12 protein-coding genes are annotated in these 19,920 nt (G+C 26.8%); 10 read left to right on the forward strand and 2 right to left on the reverse strand.

Going from position 1 to position 19,920, the window contains the following annotated elements:
- Positions 1-265 precede the first annotated feature (265 nt).
- Complete coding sequence (locus AAHF53_RS00780; protein ID WP_342189409.1) at positions 266-2,143, forward strand: hypothetical protein; 1,878 nt, start codon at positions 266-268, stop codon at positions 2,141-2,143.
- A 192-nt stretch (positions 2,144-2,335) separates the two neighbouring features.
- Positions 2,336-2,818, forward strand: coding sequence for a hypothetical protein (locus tag AAHF53_RS00785; protein WP_338967666.1), 483 nt, complete (start codon positions 2,336-2,338; stop codon positions 2,816-2,818).
- Between the two features lie 255 nt (positions 2,819-3,073).
- On the opposite strand, the gene AAHF53_RS00790 is transcribed toward AAHF53_RS00785, so the two are convergent.
- Entirely contained in the window at positions 3,074-7,852 is a 4,779-nt protein-coding gene (locus tag AAHF53_RS00790; RefSeq protein ID WP_342189888.1) for an ankyrin repeat domain-containing protein, read from the reverse strand.
- Between the two features lie 248 nt (positions 7,853-8,100).
- Here AAHF53_RS00790 and AAHF53_RS00795 point away from each other — a divergent pair, with 248 nt between their 5' ends.
- The 6 genes from AAHF53_RS00795 to frr all read left to right on the forward strand — a co-directional run bounded on the left by AAHF53_RS00795 (position 8,101) and on the right by frr (position 13,593).
- Positions 8,101-9,483 carry an Mbov_0401 family ICE element transposase-like protein gene (locus tag AAHF53_RS00795; protein ID WP_342189889.1) on the forward strand — a complete coding sequence of 461 codons (1,383 nt, stop codon included), beginning with the start codon at positions 8,101-8,103 and terminating at the stop codon, positions 9,481-9,483.
- Between the two features lie 345 nt (positions 9,484-9,828).
- On the forward strand, positions 9,829-10,638 hold the full coding sequence (gene rpsB, locus AAHF53_RS00800) for a 30S ribosomal protein S2 (protein WP_375315752.1): 810 nt from the start codon (positions 9,829-9,831) through the stop codon (positions 10,636-10,638).
- Positions 10,638-11,480 (forward strand): translation elongation factor Ts, encoded by an 843-nt coding sequence (tsf, locus tag AAHF53_RS00805; RefSeq protein WP_342189890.1) that lies wholly within the window; start codon positions 10,638-10,640, stop codon positions 11,478-11,480. The genes rpsB and tsf overlap by 1 nt, the downstream gene beginning before the upstream one ends.
- 62 nt (positions 11,481-11,542) lie before the next feature.
- On the forward strand, positions 11,543-12,151 hold the full coding sequence (locus AAHF53_RS00810) for a hypothetical protein (protein ID WP_342189891.1): 609 nt from the start codon (positions 11,543-11,545) through the stop codon (positions 12,149-12,151).
- 104 nt (positions 12,152-12,255) lie between these two features.
- Positions 12,256-12,978: a UMP kinase gene (gene pyrH, locus AAHF53_RS00815; RefSeq protein ID WP_342189892.1), complete on the forward strand. Its 723-nt coding sequence runs from the start codon at positions 12,256-12,258 to the stop codon at positions 12,976-12,978.
- Between the two features lie 57 nt (positions 12,979-13,035).
- Positions 13,036-13,593, forward strand: a complete 558-nt coding sequence (frr, locus tag AAHF53_RS00820) for a ribosome recycling factor (protein ID WP_338967223.1) — start codon at positions 13,036-13,038, stop codon at positions 13,591-13,593.
- A gap of 327 nt (positions 13,594-13,920) precedes the next feature.
- On the opposite strand, the gene AAHF53_RS00825 is transcribed toward frr, so the two are convergent.
- Positions 13,921-14,121 carry a hypothetical protein gene (locus AAHF53_RS00825; RefSeq protein WP_342189893.1) on the reverse strand — a complete coding sequence of 67 codons (201 nt, stop codon included), beginning with the start codon at positions 14,119-14,121 and terminating at the stop codon, positions 13,921-13,923.
- A 462-nt stretch (positions 14,122-14,583) separates the two neighbouring features.
- On the opposite strand from AAHF53_RS00825, the gene AAHF53_RS00830 reads away from it, so the two are divergent.
- Positions 14,584-15,534, forward strand: coding sequence for a phosphatidate cytidylyltransferase (locus AAHF53_RS00830; RefSeq protein WP_342189894.1), 951 nt, complete (start codon positions 14,584-14,586; stop codon positions 15,532-15,534).
- 15 nt (positions 15,535-15,549) lie between these two features.
- A complete protein-coding gene (locus AAHF53_RS00835; RefSeq protein WP_342189895.1) occupies positions 15,550-19,905 on the forward strand; it encodes a PolC-type DNA polymerase III in 4,356 nt (1,451 codons plus the stop codon).
- Positions 19,906-19,920 lie beyond the last annotated feature (15 nt).

The raw sequence follows: 19,920 nt of genomic DNA on the forward strand, positions 1-19,920 counted from the left end.
TTCTTTAAAAAAATATTGATGAATAATACTTAATTACATTATATTCATATCTTTAAATATAGTTTTATTATTACATACAGATATTGAAAATTTGCAACAATTTATTAAAAATTTTGGAGCAATTGGTAAGTTAATGATTATAGGTTATTCATTAGTATGAGTAACCATAACAGAAATAGCAAACTGCTTAATTCGTTTTATATTAAAAAAGATTAAAGCTAAAAGAATAATGAAAAATAAAATATTTTAAAAAGGAGCGATAAAAATGTTTATGAAAATATTTACCGTGTTAATTATTAGTTTCAATAACATTTTTACCATTCCACAAAACATTAATAATGACAAATCAACAGCACAATCACTAATTAGAAGTAAAAGGCAAAATAATGAATCATACGAATTAAACTTAAAAAAATCAAAATTAACACTTAAATCATCAAAAGATGATAACAGCAAGTGAAATCAAAAATGAGAAATAAAAGTTAATGTAGAAAATGAATTTATTCCCAAAAACTTGCCTCCACGAATGAAACTTAATGATTGAGAATTTTATGTTGACAAAAATGACAAGATCACACTGCCAATATTAAAATCATTAGAATATGATTTAAATTGAGAAAAAAACAGTGAACCAAGATATTGAGAAAATAAAGATTTTTTATCATATCAAAATAAAAAATTAAAAAACATAAAAATGAAAGTACAAGAATGAGATAAAAATGAAAGATATGCCAAATGAAAAATATTAGAATTTAACGCACAATCAGAAATTAAACCCTCGACTGATATTGATTTACCAGAAAAAACCACCAAATTTGATGGCAACTATAACTATAACGATGTTGTTGATAATCTTGATTACTTAATGATTCACCGTGGTGATTTTGATAAATTTAATTACTCGTATCTCTATTGAACGCCCGTATTTAATTTCATTGACACCCTAGAAAAAGGTTATTACAAAGAATTTACGATTAAAAATTATGGCTTTAAAAACGAGAGCTATTTTTATCATAAAACTTCTAGTGATAAAAATGTAGTAAATGAGAATGTTTTGAAAATTAAGGCATTTAACAAAACTCTAATTGCTGGAAATAAGTATTTACAATTGCTACACGGTGAAAATGAAATCTGAAAATATGGCACTACGAATTCTAACGATTATTACCTAATTAAATATCTTTTTGGTACCTTAAATTACCTCAATGTTAGATTTAGTTTTCTACGCTATGACCCCGATTTAAAAAATGATATTTACCTATATTTTAAAAACAACATTCCTAGTATTAACAATAGCGATTACAAAAATGTTTTTAACGAAATCTATGAAATTCTTGGCAATTTCTTTGCTAGTTTATTTTATGCGACTTTTGATATGGACGAAAAAACTCATACCGAAATTGATTTTAAGGGTGTAGAAAACTATAAGAAGGATTACTTTATTCAAATCGGTTTCTTTTATCGTTCATTAATTACCTTTTATCCCAAAAAATACTTAGTAAATATTATAGGAAACTCAGAATTATTACTAAGAAGTTATTTCTTTACTTTTGACAAAAAAATGCACCAAGATAATTACAATGCTATTAACAACACCAATAGCATTTATCAAATTGATTTTAATGTCCTTAAATCTTATGATAATAAACTCATTGCCTTGCCAACCAACAAAACCGCTAACAGTATTAATTATCTAAATACCGATATTGATATTCGCTATGGTATTAACATTTTTACCTTAACTTTTCCACTTTATCACAAAGGGAATATCTCTAACTACAATTTTAAAATTTATGACTTTAATGTATTAAATTCAACAGCCTTTATCCCTGATGGCTCAAATAACAGTGAATGAGACGATTTAATTCCACCAGCAAATTGCAAATATTCTGGACGATGAATACCAACCTTTAATGATATTGGTTGTGCCATTCAAAATGCTGGTATCAAAATGATAAACTGAATACTCACAGCTTCACAAATCATCACGATTTTGCGACCGTTAGCAATTATTGCAAAAGCAACAGTTAACTTTTCAACCGCCATTTTTCCAGTTTTTAAAACGGTACCAGCTTTTTACTATACCTTTCAATTTTTAATCGGTTTTGCCATTTTTCTAATGATATTAAGAATTTTTGTATAATTATATATATATATATTAGACTTGGTACATAACCTTTAATTTTATCTACTATTTTGATAATATTATTTCCTAGGTGAAGCACAAATGTTAGATAAATACAAAGATAAAAATGAATTTTATAGTCTAATATACATAAAATGTTATAGTTATGTACCAAGTCTATTGAAAAAATAAAATGAAGGAGTTAAATTTATGAAAATTTTAAATATAATAGCTCTTTTGGGGCTGACAACATTGCCAATAGTCGGGTGTTCTAAAAAAGAAAATAAACCAATATTACAAATTAAGAATGAGTCATACGACTTAAACTTAAAAAAATCAAAATTAACACTTAAATCATCAAAAGATGACAACAGCAAGTGAAATCAAAAATGAGAAATAAAAGTTAATGTAGAAAATGAATTTATGCCCAAAAACTTGCCTCCGCGAATGAAACTTAATGATTGAGAATTTTATGTTGATAAAAATGACAAGATTACAATACCGATATTAAAATCATTAGAATATGATTTAAATTGAGAAAAAAACAGTGAACCAAGATATTGAGAAAATAAAAATTTTTTATCATATCAAAATAAAAAATTAAAAAACATAAAAATGAAAGTACAAGAATGAGATAAAAATGAAAGATATGCCAAATGAAAAATATTAGAATTTAAAACTGAATTTAATTAAAATAATTAAACTGTTAAAATCGCTACCCCAAAATGTAGCTTTATATGACGATACTGCTCTTAAACAATTTTTTCATTTTTTCTATTTTGACAAAATAAAAAAGCAGTATTTAAATTTAAATACTGCTTTAGTAAAAATATTTTTAATCTTAATTTAAATAATTAACAAATATATTAAAATTAAAATTTGAAGTTAGGTTATTCTACATAACACATATAAGAAATATTTTTCTCTTTTAATTAATAATGTTAAATTTTATTCTATTCCTAGTCAATCACCTTCAGTGTTGGTTATAATGACAAAACCATCATTTTCATTATCTAATATTTCAAAATAACCATTTATTTGTTCAAAATGAAGCAGTATTACTTTTACGAGAGTATTGAAATCTTCATTTGTGACACTTTCGCCTCAGCCAGAATGGTCATTTATAATAAATTTATTTTTAATAATTTTAGTAATGGTTGCTTGTGAATTTTTATTTTGTTTAATTTCATTTCATGTATTTTTGTTAATTTTAATTTTTAATTGATCATGGGCTAGAAATTTATATCATTTTTCAATGTTATCATAAACATTATGATGAATTGAAGTTGGCAACGCAATATCAGGTGTTGCATGATGATGAAAAGTCAAATACATTCATGTTCCGGCAATTGCCAATCCTCCAATCACTAAGGATAGGCCTAGGGTTTCCGGAGCCAGAGCGGCAGCAGTACCAGCTTCTCCGGCTATAACTCCGCCTTCAACCGCCGCTGTTTCGGCAACAGTAATTGTTTCTGCGGCGGCCAAGCTTTCTGTTGTGCTTGTTGATAAGAGCGGGGCCATTTCCATTGCTTCTGCATTTGTAACACCAGTAGCGGCGGCGGTGCCACTAACAGTTATTTTGGTTCCATAAGCTGTTAATGCACCCCCACTTAAAGCTGCTAATCCAGTATTTGTTAATTTTTCTTTAAAAGTTTTTTTATCGTTTTCCGGTAATGTTTGATAATAACGATTAATTTCATTTAATTTTTTTAATTTTTCTTCTTTTGAAAGAGCGTTGTATTGATTTATTGCCTCAGCAGTTGTTGTTTGTAAATTCTCAATATTTGTACTGATGGATTGATTTCCTGCCGAGGCATTTTGTTTTATTTCGTCTTTATTGTTTTTAATTAAGTTAATTTCTAAATTTTCATCATTTTTTAAACTATCATCTTCTGTTTTTTTATCTACAAAATGATATTCATCTTTTTGCAATGGGGTTGTTGCTGGTTCTGGTGCTTTGGCAATATTATTACCTTGATTAGCATCATCATCATTATTGTTGTTGGCCAAATTGGCGTGGTATTGACCATGATCATCAACTGCTAATTTAATTGCGTTCGCCTCTGGTTTTGGCGTGATTGGTAGTAAATTATCTGGTCTCTTGGTTATATCAACGACCGGGGCATTTCCCTGATTGTCATTAATAACAATAGGGTGATTTGTTTGATCTTCTTCTGGTGTTAAAGCAAAATTATAATGATTGTTAATACCCGAACCTTTTTCAAGCTCAACATAAGATATCGCGATGTTATTATTATTTGCATTTTGATGCACGGGTTGATAAGATCCGTCATTATTTACACTAATGTTAGAATTTAAAATATTACTCATTGCTATTATTTCTGGCACCCCACCCCACGATGAAGATTGTCGCATTCTTTCTAAGTAGTTAGAAGCAACTTCATTATTTTCTTGAATAAGATTTCTAAAAGTTGGTGCTTGGCTTCTATTAGAATTGTTTTGAATAGGATTATCTAAATTTTTTTCAATATAATCCTCAACACTATTACGAAAAACATTTGTGACTAAATTATTTACTATTACATCTTTATATCATAATTGATTTAAATTTCTATTATTTATTAAATCATATTGTTGTAGTAATTTTTGAAGATGTAATATATTTTTTAAATTTTCTTCACCAAATAATTGAATGAATCTTGCTCTAAATTCTTCATAATTATTTCGGACCGGCAATAAATAAGCTGTTGCCACAGACCAAAATAAACAACTATTATCTGCAGGAACATCATATAGATTATTTTGATGTGTTGGTGCATTTAAATTATTTTGTCCTATACCAGCATTATATTCATATTCTGTAATTGTTTTTTGTGTATAAATTGGCGTATATATTTTTTTATCAAGTGTAACATACAATAATTTTTTTAATTTATCCTCAGATTTTTTTAAATTGTTATTAATTTTTGTTTTTTGTTCATTAATTTTTATCTTTTTTAATTGTTCATTTAATGATTCTATTTTATTTTTTAAATTTTTAAAATTTTTAAAAAGATTCTCAATTTTTATATATTTGTTATATTTTGAATAAAGTAAAGGAGTTAAACCATTTTTATTTTGAAGATTAACATCCGCATCATTGGCAAGCAATAATTTAACGATTTCAATGTTCTCTTCATTTATTGCATAGTATAAAGGAGAAAAATCATTTTCATCTTGCATATTAACATTAGCTCCTTTATTAATTAATAATTGAACCATTTCTTTATTGTTGGTACTTATTGCATAGTATAAAGGAATTAAACCATTTACACCTTTATTAACATTAGCACCTTTTTTAATCAATAACTTTACCATTTCTTTTTTATTGTTTAGAATTGCATAATGTAAAATAGTTGCACCATCTGATGTTATTTTAATGTTAACATCAGCATTATTATTAATTAATAATTGAACCATTTCTTGATTATTTTCTTCTATTGCAAAATGTAAAGGAGTTAAACCGTTTTCATCTTGCATATTAACATTAGCACCTTTTTCAATTAATAATTGAACCATTTCTTTATTGTCTAAAATTATTGCGTAATATAGTGGGGTTAAACCATTCTTAGTTATATTTTTAATATTAGCTCCTTTATTAATTAATAATTGAACCATTTCTTTATTGTTGGTACTTATTGCATAGTATAAAGGAGTTGCATCGTTTTCATCTTGAAGATTAACATCAGCACCATTATCAATCAATAATTCTGCTATTTCTAAATTATTTATATTTTTTAAATTTAAACTTATTCAATGTAAACATCCTATATTTAGATAACTTTTATTATTAATTTTATTTTTAATGTTTTTTGATTTTAAAAGCACTTCCACCACTTCTTTTTTGTTTTTTATAATTGCATAATGTAAAGGTGAAATAAAATCATTATTACAATCTAAAGCATTAGGATCAGCACCATTATCAATCAATAATTTTACTATTTGAATGTCGCCTGTATCTATTGCATAATATAAAAGACTTAAGCTATTTTTATATTGAGGATTAATATCAGTAGTACCAGCATCAATATTAATCAGTAATTTAGTTAAATCAAGGTTGCGTTGTAAAATTGTTACATGTAAAAATTTAAAACAACCAAATTCTATTTCTTTTCAGTTTTTTAATGGAAATAATTTATCTAATCTTTTTTTTCAAGTAATAATATCTTTTTTTATACTAAGCAAAAAAATAATAGCTTGTTTATTATCTAAATCATATTTATTTATTTTTTGAATTAAATTAGTTTCTTGTGCAATTTTTAAAATTTGTTTTATTTTCTCTACATTATTATCTAATATTTTTGTTAGAAATTCGTTTACTTCATATTTTGAATCATTAATAAAATTAAAAATTTTTTTAAATTCATTTAATTCATTTCAAATTTTTATTCTAAATTTATTGAATTGTTCTGAATATTTTTTTCAATCACCCCTTAATTGTGATGTATAATCTTTTCAATTTATTTTTTGATTTTTAATAAATATTTTTTCTTGAATATTTATTAATATATTTTGACTCTCAGCTATGATTTTTTTTAATTCATTGGTATTTTTAATTTCTGCAAAAATTTCTAAAGTTTTTTCATCACATTGAAATCTCATAGCTTCACTTGTAATAAAAATCATTCTTACTAAATCATCTTTTATTGATTGATTTTGTTGTTTATTATGATAATTTGTTAAATTTGTAATTGCATTATTTAAAGTATCTTTTGAAATAATAATATCTTTTCCTTTATCGAGTTTTCCATTTTCTTTTATTACAACATTTAAACCGTCACTTGTATATGCTCCTGTATAATTTAAATTAATATTTTGACAATTATATTTTTTAATTACTGATTCATTTAAAGCTTTAATTTTTTTTTCTTCATCTTTTAAATTTTCACCTTGTAAATTATTAATTTTTTTATTTAAAGAATTTAATTCATTATTATAATTTAATTTTTTAATTTTTTTTTCTTTTTCTTTAAGTGGAATAAGTTCATTTTTTTGTTGTAAATATTCTTTTACTTTTTCTTCATTAAATAAAAGTTTGTTTTCTTTTAAATTATTTAATTTTTCCTTTAAATTATTAAGTTTTTTGATTTCTTCTTGATTATGTTGTTTTATTTTTTCTAAAAGTTCATCATCAAAATAAAAATATTGATTTTGATTATTAATAAATCCCAGTAAATAAAGATTATTTAAATTAATTACTAATTTTATCCTTTTATTATTACTATTTTTTAATGTTAATATTAGTATTTTTTCTTTGTTATTTTGTTGTTTTTTAATTCAATTAATCATTTTAGGATCTAATTCTTCTAATTTAGAAATAATTGTTTTATTATCAAGTTCTTTGCTTATAAGTCCGCCCATATTGATACTTCTTAATGGATCAATATATTTTTCATCAATCAGTTCTTGTAATATTTTTTTAATACCTTCGGAATAATTTTTATCCAGAGTAACTTCTTTTTCAATAATATCAATTTGATTATCTGAATTTGATGAAAATTGAGATTGTTGTTCATCTTGTATTTTTGGAGTATTTGAAATATCTTCGTTGTTTTGTCTTTTACTTCTTTGGAGATTTTCTAAATTATTTGTTTGTGAATAATTAAGCTTACTATTTAATAATTTAGTTTTTGTTCTTTGTTTTCGATTAGGAGCAGCTGCAATCACGGTCGGCAAGGCGTTGCCAGTTATTAAAATTGTTCCTAATAATCCTAAAAGTTTTTTCATTTATTAAATCCTTTACCTTTATGTCAATTTTTACTAAATTAATAAATTTTTATAGTAATCATCCCGTAAACCTTTTCTTAAATTTATAAAATTTAATTAATACAAATTAATTATAAATCATTAAAATAAGAATTTATATCATTTTTTCAGGATATTGAATACTAGTTCTAAAAAAATATTTATCATTAAAGCAGAAAAATAAGCTAACTAAACTTTATTAAAATTACTATCAAGAAAGGTAACTTATTATGTTAGAAATTAATAATAATGTAAAAACCTTAGAAAATAAGCATTGATTAAACTTATTTACAACGCATAAAAATATGTACACCAATAAATGCAAACAATTAACTAATGAATACGGAAAATTAGATGAATATTTATATAAATATCATTATCGGTTAAAACAAGGTTATAAAGTAGTTCATTTTGCATCAAGAACAATTATTACAATTTTTGGTGATGTTACTTTTAAACGACGCCGATATAAATATTGAAATCAAAAATCAGGTAAATTCGAATATGTATGTTTACTAGATAAAGAAATTGGTTTATTGCCCAAACAACGCATTTATTTTGATGTCCAATTTAAAGTTTTAAGTCTTTTGGGCGATGGTAAACGGTATCGCGATGTTTTAGATGCTCTAAATCATTGTTATATTTCAAAAAGTAGTATTTCAAATATTTTAAATAAATACAATATTGCCGAATATTTTCAATTAGCAGAAAAAGAAACTAAAACTAGAATTGATATCAAAAATAAGAATTTATATATTCAACTAGATGAAACATTTTTAGCGACATTAGATCAGAAAGTTAAACAAGACCAAAGAATTCGTTTAGTTACTTTTCATACCGGACATAAAGAAAAAAAATACAAAAATGCTCGTAGAGAGTTAGAAAATAAACGAGGTCATTTTCTAATGTTAAAAGTTGGTAAACAAATAAATACGATGGATTATCGTGATTTATTAATTAAAGAATTGCAAAAACATTATGTTAATATTAATTATGACAAAATAATTGTTTGTGGTGATGGTGCTACTTGAATTAGAGAAATTGCCAATAGTTTTGGTAATGTTAGATATATTTTAGATGGTTATCATGCTATTAAAAAATTAAAACAAACTGCATTTAATATTATTTTTGAAAATCGTAAAGTAACACTAAATAGTTGAATTAAATTATATAAGGATGGAAATCATCAAGAATTAATCAAAAACATTCGTAATGTTGCTAAAAATGAATTAAATAAAGATATTAAAATAAATTTAAGAAAGGCGAGTAATTATTTCAGTAATAATAAGCAAGGTATTCATAATCAAAATTTAGAATGAAATATTGGTTGTAGCATTGAAAGTGATGTGTCACATTTGGTAAAACAACAATTAGGATATGGGGCGAAAATATATAATCATAAAAATTTAAATAACTTATTACATTTAAGAATGGCAAATTTAAACAAATTAAATGTATTACATTACATTAATGAAAATATTAATTCAGAAATAGAAATCAGAAAAGAAATATATAAAAATTCATTATGAAATAAATATAATAATAAAAATGATGATAGTTGAATTAACTATAAAGGTAATGCTGTAACAAATAAATATAATAGATTTAAGTAAGTAAAAATATTAGTTAAAATTTAATAAAATTAATAATTTTTGTTGTGTAAAAATTCAATAATATGATAAAATGAAAAAGAATAAAAATGATAATAACAAGAAAGGCAGGGTTAGTTTAATAATTAAATAATATAATTAGCTGATTGTTTTACTTCTTCAAAGCAATACCTAAGAAAACTAAACGCGACCTTAAATAAAACTGGTGTAATTGATTTAATGTAAATGTGTTATAATTTATTTGCTAATATTTTAAAAGCAACACATATGTGGATTCATTAGTCTAGTGCTTATTAATTAAGTGATTAATGTTAGAAGGATATGGAAGAAAAACGAAAGGAAATAAATATGGCAAGTGTTACTAAGGAACAGTTATTAGAAGCGGGGACTCATTTTGGTCATCAAGCTAAAAGATGAAATCCCAAGATGAAAAAGTATATTTTCACTGAAAAAAGTGGAGTTTATATTATTGATTTACATAAAACAATAATTATGTTGGAAGAAGCTTTAGAGTTTATTAAATCAATAACTAAAACTGGTGGAAAAATTATTTTTGTTGGTACTAAGAAACAAGCTCAAAATATTGTTAAAGAACAAGCAGTAAGAAGTAATTCTTTTTATGTTAATAAGCGATGACTTGGAGGAACTTTAACTAATTTAAGAACAATTCAAAAAAGTGTTAAAAAATTATGAAATATTGAACGACGGGAAAAAACTGGTGAATTATCTGTTTTACCAAAAAAAGAGCAAATTTTAATTCAAAAAGATAAAGAGAAATTAGATAAGTTTTTAAGTGGAATTCGCCATATGCGTTCGTTACCACAAGCAATATTTGTTATTGATACTAATGTTGAACACAATGCAATTAAAGAAGCATTGAAGTTAAATATTCCTATTATTGCTATTTGTGATACTAATAGTGATCCTGATGGTATTAGTTATCCCATTCCTGGAAATGATGATGCCGCTAAAACAATTGCTTTAATTTCAACATTAGTTGCAGATGCTATCATTGAAGCTACTGATTTAACTATTGTTAAAGAAGAAAAACTACAAACTAATGTTAGTGCTGATTCAGCGCCAGCAGTTATTTCTCCAAGTAAAAAGGAAGCAGAAATTATTGAAAAAAATGACGATGCGAAAGGAACTAAAGAATAATGCCAATAACAATGGAAATGATTAAAAATTTGCGTGACCGTACTAGGGTTGGCCTTATGGATTGCAAAAAAGCATTAGAGGCAAGTAATGGTAATATTGAAGCAGCGATTCAATGATTAAGAACCAATGGTATTGCAAAGGCACAAGCTAAACAAGCGCGGATTAATACTGAGGGATTATCAAAAGTTTTAGTTGTTGATGATATAGCAATTATTTTAGAATTAAATTGTGAAACTGATTTTGTTGCTAAAAATAAATTATTTCTTGAATTATTAGACAATATTTTAACTTTATTTTTGAAACATCAACCGCTTACTTTAGAAGCAGGATTATTGTTAAAAAATGAAGAAAATATTGTTGTTAATGATTTATTAAATGAAGCAACATATAAATTAGGTGAAAAGATTAGTATTCGTCGTTTTATGATTATTACTAAAAGTGATCAAGACACATTAGTGGGATATAATTATGGTAATTATCGTATTGCTAGTTTAGTTAAGTTGCAAGGTCAAGTTGATAGTGATATTGCTAAAAAACTTGCGATGCATGTTGTGGCTTCAAAACCTGCTTTTATTAGTCGTGAAGATATTCCTCAAGATTTTATTAATAAGGAAATGGATATTATTAATAGTCAAATGGCAACAGAAAATAAACCACCAGAAATTTTGGAAAAAATTAAGCAAGGTCGTTTAGATAAGCAGTTAGCGGAATATTCTTTATTAGATCAACCTTTTATGTTTGATGAAAAGAAAAAAGTTCAAGAAATTCTTACAATGCATAATACAAAAGTTTTAGTAATGTATCGTTATGAAGTTGGTGAAGGAATTACTAAAACTGATTAATTTTTATTAATTAGCGTTACATTAGCATTGAAATAAAGATAAAATAAAGGAGGCATAATTAAGTGTATTTATCAGTAATAGTTTATTTCTTATTTGCATTTTATTTTGGTTTGATAGCAATAATTATTGGTAGTTTTACAATGTTTAACAAAGTTGCATCAAAAGTAGGATTTTGAAATAAGAAACAATCATTGATTTTATTAACAATTATTGTAATGAATTTACCGTTACAGTTAACAACATTAATATTAGCAATTACTAGTAAAACATATAATTTTTCCATTAGTGATACTTTATCCTCTGATGATAAATTTGCTATTAGTTTATTAACAATAAATTTTGCTTTACTTATTTTTACTGTTGTTTATTGTATTTTAGTTTCTGATTATTTAGCTGTTAAGTTTACAAAACAATTTGTTTTTCTTTTTGGACGAAAGATTCGGATTGAAAAAATTTATGAAATAAATGAAAATGAAAATGATTATTTAACAGTTCGGTTTATTGAAGGTTCTAGAGCAAAAAGAAAAATTAGTTGAAATAAAAAAAGTTTAACAACAAAATTTATTTTGGAAAATTATCAAGATTATATTCATAAGCTAATGAATTTAGAAGCAAATAATTTGACTAGCAAAAAGCCACTTAAAACGGTGCGTTCAAAAAAAGAAAAGTAGTAATATTTTAAAAGAAAAACTTTAAAATTTTAATTAAAGTTTTTCTTTTTATTTAAAAAAATCTCGTATAAAATATATATGGGAAAAAGAAGTAGGTGTGAATAATGGAATTTAAATATAAGCGATGTTTATTAAAAATTAGTGGTGAAGCTTTAGGCGGTGTTAGCATTTATGATCCACAACGAATGAAAAATATTGTTAAACAAATTATTACTTTATCGCAAGAAGGAATTGAAATTGCTGTTGTTGTTGGTGGTGGTAACATTTGAAGAGGAGTTAATGCTAAAATCGCTGGTTTGGATAAGGTTAATGCTGATTATATGGGGATGTTAGCTACGGTAATGAATGCTTTAGCTTTAGAAGCTGAATTTAAAAATCAAAACTTTGATAAAGTAATTATTCAATCATCAATTGAAATGAATAAAATTTGTGAACCTTATTATTTTAAAAAATGTCTATCACGATTATCTAAGGGTTATGTTGTTATTTTAGCAGCTGGAACGGGATATCCTTATTTTACAACTGATACCGCAGCAGCATTACGAGCGGCGGAAATTAAAGCTGATGTCTTATTAATGGCTAAAAATGGTGTTGATGGTGTTTATAGTGCTGACCCAAAAATAGATAACACTGCTACTCATTATAAGTTTTTAACTTATGAGGATATAACGCAAAAGCAATTACGGGTAATGGATTTAACAGCAATTACAATGAGTATGGAAGCTAATTTAAAGATTATTGTGTTTGATATTAATGAACCAGATAATATTGTTAAAGCTTTACAGGAAAATACTAAAATTACAATTATTAGTAGTAGCAATAAATAGTTAAAGTTTTTAAGAAATAAGATTAAATTACAGTAATAAAAGTAAGGAGAATAATTAATGTTAATTGAGGCATTACAATTAGAAATTGAACAAATAAAAGAAGAAATGGAAAAGGTTTTAGAAAGTTTACGATATGAATTAAGTAAGATTCGTACAGGAAGAGCTAATCCTTTAATTCTTGATTCTGTTTTGGTAGATTATTATGGTAGTTTAATGCCAGTTAATCAAGTTGCTGCAATTACGGTTGTTGAAGGGCGACAACTTGTTATTAAACCTTATGATCGAAGTATTATTAAGCAAGTTATTGCTGCGATTACTAAAGCTAATTTGCAAGTTTCATTGCAAGACCAAGGTGATTATATTAGAATGAATGTCCCGCAGTTAACTGAAGAAAAACGCAAAGAATTTGTTCGGCAAGTAAAAAAGATTACTGAAGAAATGCGAGTTCGGATTCGTAATTTAAGACGAGATATTAATGAAATTATTAAAAAATCTAAATTGCCTTTAGATGATGTTAAATCTTATCAAGAAGATATTCAAAAATTAACTGATGAATATATTGCTAAGGCTGATGCTATTGCGTTAGAAAAAGAAAAAGAATTAATGACAGTTTAATGGAAATAAAACTCTCCTTTATTTAGGAGAGTTTTATTTTTTAAAGTTATTTACGAGCATATTTTTTACAGTAATATAAATTTCAATATAATGCGGGACAAAATAGGAAAATCAGAATTAGAGCAGAGACAGCAATCTCGCGATAACTGCATCACATTGTTCCACCAAAATCTTCAATTCTAATAAGCGACATTGTTGCTACTAAAGTTAAGAGAATTAAGGCAAGCAATGAAATGCTAAAAAGCACAATTGCTATTTTTGCTTTTATTTGACTGAAATAAGAAAAAATTTGTAAACTGATAAAGATAATACTAAAAGTAACAAAGGTTATAAAATAATGAAATGGAAAAAAGTAACATTATTTGGGATAAGACATTTTTCAAGAATAATTTTAATTTCATCATAGGCATTGGCACGATTACTTCCAGTTAAACTATTAGGATAAAGAAACATCATTGTTATTCAAAAAATAATGTTGAGGATTAGTCACACTGTTGTGACTGTAAAAACTATGTTGCGATTTGTCATATGTTTTTCTCAATCAGTTCTGTTCAGCGGTCTTTTCAGTGAATGGCACAATCTGGATAAGGCCCTCCTCAGCAATCTGTTCAAGTGTGGTATCTAATTCTATCAATATCACTAACATAGTGAAATTTAATTTCATCACCATTATCTAGTTTATCTTGTGAAAATAGTCCAATTCAATCATAACTAAATCGTTTTCATCAATTTAATCCGTTGTTGATAATGCATAAGGCACTAAAATATCTAGCTAGTACTTTTGTATTCATTATTTTTACCTCTTTCTTAAAAGATCTTATTTTATTTTTTAAAAAGCAAAAATATTTTTTAATTTGGTCAAAACCCCTCCTTATTAAATTTTATTATAGCATTGATTGTCTGAATATATTTTCACAATTAGATGCGATTTTATTCTTTCAATTTAATTATCAGTTATAATTAGTTAATATTGATAGAAGGAGTGCTTAAATGAAAAAGCGAATTATTACTAGTATCTTTTTAATTTCTTTTGCAATTTTATATTTATTTGTTGGGGCGATATATCAAGAGTGAAAAGGTTTTAATGTTTGATATATGCCATATGCATTTTTAACAGTTAATAGTATTTTATTAGGGATTACAATTTTTGAGGTGATGAATTTAAGTAAAGGAGAAAGTTTTAATTTAATTATTAAAGCTATTATTTTTGTTTTTGCAATTATATTATTATGGTTTCCCATAGCAGAGAATATTAAGTATGAACCGTATTGAAATAAGTACGATGGTCCAAGTCGTATTGAATGATGACAATCATGAATGGTATTGTTAATTTATATGATATTTTTATTAGTTATTTTACTAATGGTGAAAGTTTTTAAGAAATTTAGTGCTAATGATGCGCTATTTATATTTTGTATGACACTTTATTTAGTATTTGCTTTTAAAGCAATGAATTATATTATGCTCCAACCAGGGTTTGGTTGACCAGCAGTTAGTGTAGTTTTATTAATTACTATTAGTAATGATACATTTGCTTATATTGGCGGAACATTAGTTGGCAAAAATGCTCTTGCTCCAAAAATTAGTCCTAGTAAAACATGAGAAGGGGCGATTATTGGTATTTCAGTAACCTTGGTGCTTATTTTAGGATATATTGTGTTATTAACGGAATTTACGAAGTATCAGCCATTTGTTAACTTTTTTACAACGAAAACAGATGATTATAAATATGTAATTTATTTCTTGTTAATTTTATTTTTATCATTAATAAGTCATATTGGTGATTTACTTTTTTCATTTATTAAACGGAATCATAATGTAAAAGATTTTTCTAAGGTTTTACCAGGTCATGGCGGATTTTTGGATCGGATTGATAGTTTGTCGTTAGTATTAATATTTACTGGATTTTTTATGTTAATCCAGAGTTTTTCAACAATTTAAGTCAGGGGTGAAAGTATGGAAAAGAATTTACAGCAATTGTGAAAAATAATGAAGTTTTCTTTAAAAAATGACATTTTACAACAAGCAAAATTATTGAAAATAGAATTTAAGAAAAAGAATGATACGCTGTATTTTACATTGCAAATTAACAAAATTTTACCAATTGAAATTATTAGAGAACTTGAACAATGTTTATTGAAACTTGATTTTCGTAGTAAAATAACTTTTTTATGTGTTGATGCTAATTATGTAATAGAACAAATTGTTGATTATTGAGAATATATTAAGCAAACTAAGACAAAACAAAAAGAGTACATTAATAGTAATATTTCTTGTGATAATTTAGTGTTGGAAAATAATGATTTACTTATTAAAGTTCATAATGAATCACAAGGGGCATTGACTAATCGGCATTTAAAATATTATCAGGAGCGAATGCGTCGGTATGGTTTTCAAAACTTGTCTTTAAAAATAAAAATTGAACAATATGATGTTTCTGTTGATCCAGCAATGATACAAATTGAAGATGAAGAACGAATGAAAGTCCAACAAAGAGAACAACAACAAGTAAAGGCTTTGCCTGCAAAAAAACGGGCGTTTAAAGGCAATTTGTCTAGTAGTGACAATTTATTGTCGCAAGTATCGTGTAAAATTTCAGAATTGGAAGAAGATGTGCGGGGGGTTTCTATTCAAGGACAAATTTTTCGTAAAGATTGTAAATTAACAAAAACTAAACGATGAATTTATTCAATATTAATTAGTGATTTTAGTGATGCGATTGCTTTACGATATTTTACAAGTGATGATATGAAAGACAAGCTTTTGGAAGAACTACAAGAAAAGGATTGAGTTGTTGTTAAAGGTGATGTGCGGTTTGATAATTTTTCTCGTGAACAAGTTTTGTGAGTAAATAAAATTCAAAAGATTGCTGATCCGCATTTACGAACTGATGATATGGTAGAAAAGCGGATTGAATTTCATTTACATACAAAAATGAGTGCGATGGATGGGGTTACAAGTATTGGTGAATATATTAAACAAGCAAGTCTTTGAAAACATTCAGCAATTGCGATTACTGATCATTTAAATGTTCAATCATTTCCTGATGCGCAAATCGCCCAAAAGAAATATCCTACTGTTAAGGTTATTTATGGTGTGGAAATGCAAATGATTGATAGTAGTGTTAAAGCAATTACTAATGCTACTAGTGATGCGATTAATGCTTGTAAGTTTGTTATTTTTGATATTGAAACAACAGGATTATCTAGTCGTTATGATGAAATTATTGAATTTGGAGCGGTAGTTATTGAGGGTCGAGGATTAAGCAATAAAAAATATGATTTTTTAATTAAACCCAAAAGTAATGTTAGTGCTTTTAGTGAATCATTAACTGGGATTAGTAACGAAATGTTACAAGATAAGCCCCCAATTGAAATTGTGGCTGCTGAGATTAAAGAAGTTTTACAAGATGCTGTCCTTGTGGCTCATAATGCATCGTTTGATGTTGGTTTTATTCAAGAACTGTGAAATCAAATGGGTTATGGAAAACTTACTAATCCGATTATTGATACCTTGCAATTATCACGGTTATTACAGCAACAGTTACGCTATCATCGTTTAGGAACGGTTGCTAGAAAATATAATATTAAGTATAATGAAGAAATTGCTCATCGTGCTGATTATGATGCTGAAATATTAGCTGATGTGTTTGCTGTGATGTTAACGGATTTAGAAGATAATTATCAAGTAAAAACATTATTAGATATTGAAAAAATTAATTATGAACCAATTTTTGCCAAGTTATTTGGTAATCATACGACAGTAATTGCTAAAAATGAGCAAGGATTGAAAGATTTATTTTCGTTAGTTTCGCTATCGCATACTAAGTACTTTTATAGTAGTCCTAAAATTACGATTGCGGCATTGCAAGAAATGCGTGCTAATGTTTTTATTGGTTCTGGTTGTGTTAATGGTCAGGTTTTTGAGTTTGCTCGTAATCGGAGTCAACAAGAATTGGAAGCAATAATGCAATTTTATGATTATATTGAAGTACAACCGCTAAGTGTTTACAATCATTTAGTTGAAAGTGGTGAGATGACAGTTGAACATTTAATGCGGATTGTAAAAAATATTGTTCATACTGCAAAGAAACTTAATAAAGTGGTTATTGCTTCTTCTGATGTTCATTATTTAAATCCGCAAGATAAGATTTTTCGTGATGTATATATTAATACTAAGGGTTTAGGAGGAAGAATGCATCCTTTATTTGACCGTAAAGGTCGTGTTAAAAATAATCCTGAGCAACATTTAAGAACGACTGCTGAGATGTTAAATGAGTTTAGTTTTTTAGAAGATGAAGTTTTAATTAAAGAGTTGGTTGTTATTAGTCCTAATTATTTAAATGAGCAAATTTCGTGGTTGCGACCGATTAAAGATGATTTGTATACCCCAGTAATTGATAATGGTGATGTTGATAGCAATTTGAAAAGATTATGTTATGATAACGCGAAAAAAATTTATGGTGCAGTATTGCCAATAATGGTAGAAGAAAGGTTAACGCGGGAGTTAGACGCGATTTTAAAGCATGGTTTTGGGGTTGTTTATTGAATTGCTCATTTGTTAGTTACAAGGTCATTAAATGATGGTTATTTGGTTGGTTCTCGTGGTTCTGTAGGGTCATCATTAGTTGCGACAATGGCGAAGATTACCGAAGTAAATCCATTAGTGCCACATTATGTGTGTTCGCAATGTCAATATAGTGAATTTGTTAGTGATGAAAATATTCGTAGTGGTTATGATCTACCACCAAAAAATTGTCCGCAATGTCGGCATCTTTTAACTGGTGATGGTCATGATATTCCGTTTGAAACCTTTTTAGGTTTTGATGGTGATAAAGTACCAGATATTGATTTGAATTTTTCTGGTGAGTATCAAATGATTGCTCATAATTTTACTAAAGAGATGTTTGGTGCGGATAATGTGTTTCGGGCGGGAACAATTTCTACCGTGGCACAGAAAACAGCATTTGGTTATGCTCGTGGTTATTTGGAAGATGTGAAAGGTAATCATTTTGTTAAAAAGGCGTATTTGGAATGATTAGCACAAGGTTGTGAGGGTGTTAAACGAACAACCGGACAACATCCGGGGGGAATTATTGTTGTTCCTAAGAACTATGATGTTAATGATTTTACGCCAGTAAATTTCCCAGCTGATGATATTACTTCGCAGTGAAAAACAACGCATTTTGATTTTCATGCTATTCATGATAACTTGTTAAAGTTAGATATTTTGGGACATGTTGATCCCACAGCTTTAAAAATGTTACACGACCTTACTGGATATGATCCGCAAAATATTTTGTGTAATGATGCCGAAGTGCTTTCATTATTTAGTTCCCCAGAAATTATGAAGATTACTAGTAGTGATATTAATAATGAAAAAACTGGAGCGGTGGGCTTACCTGAGTTTGGCACTCAATTTGTTCGTAAAATGTTAGAAGAAACAAATCCGACGAGTTTTGCTGATTTAGTGCAAATTTCTGGATTATCGCATGGTACTGATGTGTGAGTAAATAATGCCCAAACATTAATTACCCATCAAGATTTAAAATTAAAAGATGTTATTGGTTGTCGTGATGATATTATGACTTATTTAATTCATCGTGAAATTCCGTCAGATATTGCTTTTAACATTATGGAAACCGTTCGTAAAGGAAAAGGTGTCACTGATGAGCAACAAAAAATTATGATTAGTCATAATGTTCCCCAATGATATATTGCATCGTGTCAAAAAATTAAGTATATGTTCCCTAAGGCACACGCGACAGCTTATGTTCTAATGGCTTTGCGAATTGCTTGATATAAAATTAATTATCCGCACGAATATTATGCGACTTATTTTTCAACACGATGTGATGTTTTTGATATTAAAACGATTGCTAAGGGAAGGAACGCTGTTTTAACAAAATTAACCGATATCTTATCACGAATGGATAATGGTTATAATGCTGTTAATAAGTTAACTCAAAAGGAGAAGGATTTAGTACCAGTGTTGGAAGTAGCATTAGAAATGTATGCTCGCAAAATTGAATTTATTGGTATTAATTTAGAATATTCTTTAGCAACAAATTTTGTTGTTCAAGAGTTTGCTGGTTTTAAAAAGATTGTTCCGCCATTATCAGCATTAGATGGTTTGGGTAGTACTGTTGCTAATTCAATTGTTGAAGCTAGAACTGAAAGAGCGATTGCTTCTTTGGAAGATTTGCAAAAAAGAACTAGTATTACTAAAACTCATTTAAAGGAATTTGAGGAGATGGGTATTTTATCAGGTTTAGATAAATTTGATCAAATATCTTTGAACTTTTTTGAATAGTTAAAAGTGAAAAAA

It is taken from the genome of Spiroplasma endosymbiont of Dilophus febrilis (assembly GCF_964030685.1).
Classification (GTDB): domain Bacteria; phylum Bacillota_I; class Bacilli_A; order Mycoplasmatales; family Nriv7; genus Nriv7.